A 7,322-nucleotide genomic window follows, 5' to 3' on the forward strand; every position below is an offset into this window, starting at 1 on the left:
AGCCGAGTGGGGTCCCTTTTTTCGCCGGGCGGGGCCCCGAACACTTTTCTAGCGGCTGTATGGGATGTCCAAATTTATAAATTCTTATACACGAAAAAAAGGATGAGCGAACGAAACGCTTCATCCTTTTTTTCATGAACCTATTTACCTCCGCGGCTTCACATGGCGGACGGCCTGATGGATCTTTTTCCACTTCTCTTTTTCGGCCAGCTGCAGCTTGACGTCTTCCTTGCGTGCCAGATACGCCAGTTCGCGCTGCAGCTTCTGATAGTTGTCATAGCGGGCGCGAGAAAGGATCCCGTCTTTCAGCGCGGCTTTGATGGCGCAGCCAGGCTCCTTCCCGTGCGTACAGTCGCGGTATCGGCAGCCGCTTGCCAGCGACTCGATGTCGTCAAAAGCGTCGCGGAAGCCTTCGTCCGCTTCCCACATCTGGAGTTCACGCATCCCCGGCGTGTCGATGATCAAACCGCCTTGAGGCAGGCAAATCAGCTCCCGGTGTGTCGTCGTGTGCCGACCGCGATCGTCACCTTCGCGAACTTCCTTTACCTTTTGCTTGTCTTTGCCGTACAAGCGGTTTATCAGTGTTGACTTGCCTACACCGGAAGAGCCCAGCAGGGCGACAGTCGTTCCCTCATTCAAATAGGGGCGCACAGCGTCCAAACCCATGTTTTGCTCCGAACTGATTACGTGAACGGGAACGCCGACCGCAATGGACTCCACTTCCGCCACCTTTTGTTCGACGTCGTCGCACAGGTCCGCCTTGCTGAGCAGAATGACAGGATTGGCTCCGCTCTCCCAGGCCAGTATCAAATAGCGCTCCATCCGCCGCAGGTTAAAATCATGGTTGAGCGCGTTGACCAAAAAGACCGTATCCACGTTGGTCGCAACGATTTGCTCTTCTACCGATTCGCCTGCCGCCTTGCGGGAAAACTTGCTTTTTCGCGGCAAAACGGCGTGGATGGTCGCCTTTCTTTCCTCCGGACGGGGACTGATGACCACCCAATCCCCAACTGCCGGGTAGTCCTCCCGGCCGAAAGCGGCATAGCGCATTTTCCCGGCGATTTCCCCCAACAGCTCGCCATGCTCGGTATAGATGCGATACAAGTGTTTATGCTCCAAGGCAATACGCCCTACATGGAAGCCTTCTTCGGCAAAGGGTGCGAAGTGTTGGGCAAAAAAGTCATTCCAGCCTAATGCTTGCAATGTTTGAGTCAATGTCGGATTCCTCCCGTGATGGTTATACCTTATACGCAACCCGTCACAGAAGACTCCTCCATTGGAAACGAATTATCGGTTACCTGAAAGGAGGATCCCTGTGACCTTACTACCCTCAACAATCTCTGCAATCATGACATTTTTCATAAAACATCTCTCCTTTCAGGACAAAACCTCAAATGGGATAACAGTAAGATTCTACCACAATGTTCTCCGGCAGGAAAAGGGCTTCCTCGGCTTAATCGCCGCCCCCGCCCCCGCCGCCGCCATCTCCTCCACCGCCGTCACCGCTTCCTCCGTCCCCCCACCAGCTGCCAGAGTCGCGGCGGTCATCGCGGTCAGCATACCCGTAGGCGCCGCCCTCGCTTCCGGAATCGTTGCGCCGTCGGATGTCGCCTTTTCGGTACGCCAAACTCAAAAGGAGAAACAAGGCAATGATCGGAATGACGATCCACGCCACTTCCATGCGTCTCCCTCCCTGATCAAGAAACCGCTAGTTGTTGATCGCTTGCCCTTCTATTATATCACCTGAGCAGGAATCAGGTACCATTCATCTCTTATGTGTCAAGTTTGAAACTGAACTGAGGATGTTTGTAGAGCAACGTAAACTGTTTATCCCACTCCAGACGGGACGCCAAATCTTCCGGCGAGAACCACAGATAGTCATTTGGAAATCTGTAATTTGCCCCCAGATAATAGCTGTTCCAGACGAGCTTCGAGCAGTAAATCGCTTCCCACGGGTCTTCCAAGGAAGAAAGGGAAAAAAACGAGAACTCAGGCTGTTTGATTCCTTTCCGCACATTTTTATCGTAACCGGCAACATATTTCAGCGCCCATTTTGCAGCATGTGATCCTGTTTTCTTCTCATTGGGCCGATAGTGCACATGCAACGGATGCCCTTCCAGAAAGCTGGATACATTGCTTTTCCGCACAAAAGGCAGCTGCGGCAACGCCTCTACAATCTGCTTGGAATCAACAACGATAGCGGAATGGCCCACATACCCCGACGGCAATTCAGCAACGTTGTCACAGGCAACCAGAATGTCTCCGGGCCGAAACGTTCTTTGCTCCACCCTTCATCACCTCATCCCTCCCATCGTATTCGGGGAGGGTGGGCAGGGTGAGTGAGGTAGCCGATGACAAAAACGACGTCGCCTGGAAACTTTGCTTGCTGTTCCATCACCCACTGATTACAATCATGGGGAGCTGTTACGTGGTCGTACACTGTAAACAAGGAGGAGAATGGAATTGGATACCGTTACGCATGCGTTGTTCGGTCTTGTTTTGTACCATGCGATCGAGAGAAAGGATCTCTCAAAGGATGCGGCGCGCTCCCTTCTGTTTGTTTCCGTAGCGGGCAGTGAAATCCCCGATATCGACGTGGTCTCCCAGCTGTGGGACAGGGGCGGGGAGTACCTGATGTGGCACAGAGGCATTACCCATTCCCTCTTTCTCGTTCCACTGTGGGCCGCACTTTTGACAGCGATGGCGCACCTGATCTGGCGCGTGTACGACAAACGACTGTTTGCCGTCGGCCTGCTTGCCGTGTTCATCCACATTACCATCGACATTTTCAACCCGTGGGGAACCGGATACTGGGAGCCGTTTTCCCAAAAGAGGCTGGCGCTGGGCACGATACCGATCATTGATCTAGTCATGTGGGGAATCATCCTGGGAGGATTTCTTGCGGCACGCTTTGGGAGTTGGCCCAGACATACCGTTTTCCGTACAGTTGCCTGCCTTCTGCTTTTGCAGGTGGCAAGCCAGACCGCACAGGGGCTGGTCATCCAAAAATCGCTGGCTGGACGGTACGATCAGGTCACCTTGGCAGCCGATTTCTTCCCGGGTTCGTACAAGGTCATCGGAAAAAAGGGAAACGAGGTGGAAATCACCCAGGCATCCCTCTGGTCTGAACCGATTCTGCTGAAACGTCTGACCTCTGCCGAAGGGACTGATCTCACTCCGCTTTTTACACAAAATCCGGAAGCGCAAACCTTGTACCGGTGGGCTCCCATGGTCGTCATCGTCAACAACGAACAACGACTGGGAATCTATGATCCGCGCTTCTATCAGCGGGGGGAGTCGTTCCTCTATGAGTATATCGAAAAGTAGTTTGACAATTCGTCACCAGCCGGCGGCGTGACGGGATGCCGGTGCGACAGCCAGGATATTGGCCACAAGAAACAAGCGGTATGCTTGGCGGGTAAAACAGTAGGCCTTGATCCGATCCCCGTCGATGGAATGGATGCGAACGGCCCGCTTGCTGGTTTGCCCGCTTCGATTTACATAGATCAGGTCCACAACCCGCTGCTGTGCATAATAGCGCTGAAGCTCGCGATGCATCTGAACCACCATCCAATAAAATAATAGGAACATTTGTTCCCATTATATCCATAAGAAAGCGGTTTATGCAAAGAGAAAAATCTCCAACTAACCACCTCTTGACATACCTAAGATGATTGTTAGTAAAATGAAGGGAGTTTTCTAGGGTTCCGCAGTTCATGTGACTGGTCTGGTCCGAGAGAAAACGCACGGCACAGCCGTGTACACGGAGGGACAAAAGCCCGGGAGAAGCACTGTAACGGTGTTCTCCGCGGGCTTATTTTGTTTTAACTAGAAGGGAGTCGTTCACACATGAACATTCAGTGGCTGCTTGTTGTGGTCGCCGCCGTCTTTGAAGTGATTTGGGTTGCCGGCTTAAAGCATGCTGACAGCCTTATTACCTGGGGAATTACCGTTATTGCAATCCTCGTCAGTTTCGGTCTGCTCATATAGCCTTCCTTTCGTTCTTATTTGATTCTAATCGGCGGATTTGTCCTAAGTTTTGTTTTCCTTGCGACAGCAATGAAAGGCATAGCAATGGGTACGGCTTATGCCGTCTGGACAGGAATCGGCACCATAGGCAGCACGATCGTAGGCATGTTTGTGTACGGGGAACCGAAAGACACGTGGAGAATTGTGTTTATCGCAATCGTCGTTGTTGCGGTAGCTGGGCTTAAGCTGATCGGCTAGAAAAAAATTTTCCTTTTCCTATCGGCCTTCTCGCGCGGCATGTGTGTTACAATGGCTTGAAACAAGTCAAAAGGAGTCTCCCATGAAACAATCCCATCTCGCCGCCAGCTACATGAAGCAGTTTCAGTGTATCGGCACCGCTTGCGAAGATACCTGCTGCCAGGGCTGGAGCGTGGATATCGATAAAAAAACCTTTGTCAAATACAAGCAGTTGACAGATAAAACCTGGAAAAAGAAACTGACCCATCACATCCGCCGCAACCGCTATGAAACCACCTTTACGGATTATGCAACCATCCGCTTTAATGAGCATGGGTTTTGTCCGTTTCTCAATACGGAAAAATTGTGTTCCATCCAGCTGGGGCTGGGGGAACGCTACCTTTCCCGAACATGCAGTCTGTACCCCCGCCAGCACAGCCGCTTATATAACACCTACGAACTGTTCGGCAGCCTCTCCTGCCCGGAGGTTGCGCGATTGGCATTGCTCAATCCAGACGGAATTCGGCTGGAGCCGGTCGACACCGTTTGCGAAGACGACTCTTCGCTGGACAGGCTGTTTGATGACGAACGGTTTTCCGATTGCTATTACGAGATCCGCTCGTACATCGTTGAACTTTTGCAGAATCGAAGCATTAGCTTGCACAGCAGGATGTTCAGGCTGGGCCGCTTTTCTTGGGACCTGTCTCAGTTGATGGAGGAAAAACGATTCATCGATATTCTGCCGATCCTCGCCCGTTACCGTGAGCTTCCCGACGATGACGAGAACGACGTGATGAACACCTTGACCTCCAGCGAGTTTCATCTGCAGCTGCTGCTCTATTTCGTGGAAGATTACGCCGAAAATTCCGGCAACAACCAGCGGTACAAAAACTATTACCAGCAATTTCAACAAGGGATCGACGGCTCCATTGAGCGCCATCAGCGCGCTTATGAAGTGTATTTTGTGCCGTTTCTCCAAGAGCATGGCTACGTGCTGGAAAACTACCTGGTGAACTACGTGTACAGCCGGCTGTTTCCGCTCTTCGGCAACCGCAGTGTATACGACGAGTACGTTGTCTTTCTGCTTCACTACGTCCTGATTCAGCTTCACCTGATCGGCATCGCGGCGAGTCAGCAAGGACTATCAGCCGAAGAGGCGGTTTCTTTCATTCAAACCTTTTCCCGCATGTATGAGCACGATTCCAGTTATTTTGTCAAAGCGCTGGATATTCTCAACGAAAAAGAGCTTACGGGATTGGATGACCTGGCACAGCTGTTAAACCCGGCTCTTTCGTTAAAATAACCCACTCGGCATGAGCTAACGCTTCGCCGGGCGGGGCCCCGAACCCTTTTCTAGCGGCTGTATTGGATGTTTGGCTGCAGCAGAAGAAGCATGTTTCCGTTCTTCGCTCCGGTCTACGCCCTTCAAGGATCCATAGATTGTCCGCTCCGCAACGATTCGCGGGGGAGCGCCAAAGCAGTAGCCGCTCCGCAGTTCATACAGAGTGACGCTCCTCATTCCCGCGAATTCGTCGCTTCGCTGGTTGGGCTGCGCTAGTCGCTCCGCCCGGAAATATGCTTCTTCTCATTACTGTTGTTTCTCAAAAGCGAAACGCTCCTGTAAACAGGAGCGCAGTTTGTTGAGAAACCAATGGTTTGTAGAGGGACCGAATCCTCCAGCTACCCGCGAGCTGTGACGACCTGCTGGCGTAGGGACGTGGGCGCGGGGATCAAGCAGCGCCACCCCTGAGAAAACTTCGTAGTGACGCGGCTTTGCCAGCCTGCCAACCCCTTGGCGGGCTGGCAACGAAGCGGAGCAAAGAGAACGCCTCCTTTTTCCTCAAAAAATGCCGGCTTGTTTTCACGAGACACTTACTCCGATTTCAGGATGGTTTCCAGGGCGGCTGAATCGTAACCGACGATCAGATTTTTCCCATCGGTGATAATCGGCTTTTTTAACAGCTGGGGTTTTTCACTCAAGAGAGTAAGCAGTTCGGAAACAGTCAGTTCCTCAATATTGACACCCAACTGCTTGAATTCCTGACTGCGGGTCGCCAATAATTCATCCATGCCCTGCTTGGTGAGTTTCGCAATTTCCATCAATTCATCTACAGTTGGCGGCTTTTTCAGCAGATGTCTTTCCTCGTAGTTGACCCCGTGCTTGGTCAGCCACGCTTTTGTCTTGATCGCGGATGTGGAGCTCGGATACGTAAAAAATGTTATCTTTTTTGCTGTCGTTTGGTTCGCCATTTTCTATTCCTCCACTTTATAATCAGTTATATTTTTTATCACAGTTTAACCTTAAGAAAAAGCGGACGTGCCAGGAATGAATCCGCTACTTAACTATAACTATAATTGTAACAGTTGAATTTGTCAATTCCTATTCCTTGCATGTTTTTTCCGTGTTTCCTTGTTTGACCTTTTCAAGAACACCGCTGATTGTCAGGTTTTCCAGGCACCTTTCGAAGTATCTTTCCGCTTCGTCATAAATGTCGTCCATGACCGATCCAATATTGATTGTGACCCGACAACCGCACGGACTTTCCGGATTCCCCGATTTCCAGGAGGGCTTCAACGTACCCTTGGATGTCAAATGATACAGTTCTGCCAAGGTGACTTTGTCAGGATCGCAATTCAGAATAAAACCGCCGCCCACTCCTTCTTTCGCGGTAATGTAGTTGTTTTTCCGCAGCAAGGCCAATACCTTTCTCACTCTGGTGGGATGCGTGCAAATATTTGCCGCGATCTTCTCGCTTGTTGCCATTCGATCCGGAAGGTTGGCCAACAGGACCAGACTGTGTACGGCAATGTTGAATTCGCTTGTCATCTGACCGCCTCCCTCACGTAATGCCATGTGGAAACTAGAATACCAGATCGCCTCTGTTCTTTCAATTCCGGTTGCACTTTCAACTGTTCATACAAGAAAACCCTCCCGACTTTAGCTATCCTCGACCCACTCGGCGGTAGCTATCGCTGAGCCGAGTGGGGTCCCTTTTTTCGCCGGGCGGGGCCCCGAACACTTTCCAAGTGGCTGTATTCGATGTCCATTTTTATAAATTCTACCCTGAAAATCTAAGTGACTTAGAACAGGCCTTTTTGGCAATAGCAAACTAAGC

9 protein-coding genes, 1 pseudogene and 1 riboswitch are annotated in these 7,322 nt (G+C 51.2%); of the genes and pseudogenes, 4 read left to right on the forward strand and 6 right to left on the reverse strand.

Features of this window, described 5'->3' with window-relative positions; genetic code table 11:
* Window positions 1-144: 144 nt before the first annotated feature.
* The 3 genes from rsgA to ACE99V_RS19855 all read right to left on the reverse strand — a co-directional run bounded on the left by rsgA (window position 145) and on the right by ACE99V_RS19855 (window position 2,288).
* A complete protein-coding gene (rsgA, locus tag ACE99V_RS19845; protein ID WP_400492944.1) occupies window positions 145-1,215 on the reverse strand; it encodes a ribosome small subunit-dependent GTPase A in 1,071 nt (356 codons plus the stop codon).
* A gap of 238 nt (window positions 1,216-1,453) precedes the next feature.
* Window positions 1,454-1,681, reverse strand: coding sequence for a hypothetical protein (locus ACE99V_RS19850; RefSeq protein ID WP_400492943.1), 228 nt, complete (start codon window positions 1,679-1,681; stop codon window positions 1,454-1,456).
* Window positions 1,682-1,772: 91 nt separating this feature from the next.
* Window positions 1,773-2,288 carry a hypothetical protein gene (locus ACE99V_RS19855; RefSeq protein ID WP_400492942.1) on the reverse strand — a complete coding sequence of 172 codons (516 nt, stop codon included), beginning with the start codon at window positions 2,286-2,288 and terminating at the stop codon, window positions 1,773-1,775.
* A 169-nt stretch (window positions 2,289-2,457) separates the two neighbouring features.
* Between ACE99V_RS19855 and ACE99V_RS19860 the strand changes: the two genes are divergently transcribed.
* Window positions 2,458-3,327, forward strand: a complete 870-nt coding sequence (locus tag ACE99V_RS19860) for a metal-dependent hydrolase (protein WP_400492941.1) — start codon at window positions 2,458-2,460, stop codon at window positions 3,325-3,327.
* 12 nt (window positions 3,328-3,339) lie between these two features.
* Here ACE99V_RS19860 and ACE99V_RS19865 read toward each other — a convergent pair whose 3' ends face one another.
* A complete protein-coding gene (locus ACE99V_RS19865) occupies window positions 3,340-3,558 on the reverse strand; it encodes a WYL domain-containing protein (protein WP_400492940.1) in 219 nt (72 codons plus the stop codon).
* Between the two features lie 130 nt (window positions 3,559-3,688).
* A riboswitch (guanidine-I (ykkC/yxkD leader) is annotated at window positions 3,689-3,788 on the forward strand.
* Between the two features lie 61 nt (window positions 3,789-3,849).
* On the opposite strand from ACE99V_RS19865, the pseudogene ACE99V_RS19870 reads away from it, so the two are divergent.
* From ACE99V_RS19870 to ACE99V_RS19880, 3 genes and pseudogenes are all read left to right on the forward strand, one after another.
* Window positions 3,850-4,227 (forward strand): annotated as a pseudogene (locus tag ACE99V_RS19870) (DMT family transporter).
* Between the two features lie 82 nt (window positions 4,228-4,309).
* Window positions 4,310-5,509 (forward strand): flagellin lysine-N-methylase, encoded by a 1,200-nt coding sequence (fliB, locus tag ACE99V_RS19875; protein WP_400492939.1) that lies wholly within the window; start codon window positions 4,310-4,312, stop codon window positions 5,507-5,509.
* A 90-nt stretch (window positions 5,510-5,599) separates the two neighbouring features.
* The gene (locus ACE99V_RS19880; RefSeq protein WP_400492938.1) at window positions 5,600-5,764 is read left to right on the forward strand and encodes a hypothetical protein; all 165 of its coding nucleotides are present in this window, start codon (window positions 5,600-5,602) and stop codon (window positions 5,762-5,764) included.
* 314 nt (window positions 5,765-6,078) lie between these two features.
* Here ACE99V_RS19880 and ACE99V_RS19885 read toward each other — a convergent pair whose 3' ends face one another.
* Together ACE99V_RS19885 and ACE99V_RS19890 are read right to left on the reverse strand one after the other, a co-directional pair.
* The gene (locus ACE99V_RS19885) at window positions 6,079-6,456 is read right to left on the reverse strand and encodes a Spx/MgsR family RNA polymerase-binding regulatory protein (RefSeq protein WP_400492937.1); all 378 of its coding nucleotides are present in this window, start codon (window positions 6,454-6,456) and stop codon (window positions 6,079-6,081) included.
* 130 nt (window positions 6,457-6,586) lie between these two features.
* Complete coding sequence (locus ACE99V_RS19890; protein WP_400492936.1) at window positions 6,587-7,033, reverse strand: Rrf2 family transcriptional regulator; 447 nt, start codon at window positions 7,031-7,033, stop codon at window positions 6,587-6,589.
* Window positions 7,034-7,322: the final 289 nt, after the last annotated feature.

This window comes from Brevibacillus soli (genome assembly GCF_044759095.2).
Taxonomy (GTDB): domain Bacteria; phylum Bacillota; class Bacilli; order Brevibacillales; family Brevibacillaceae; genus JBIYSM02.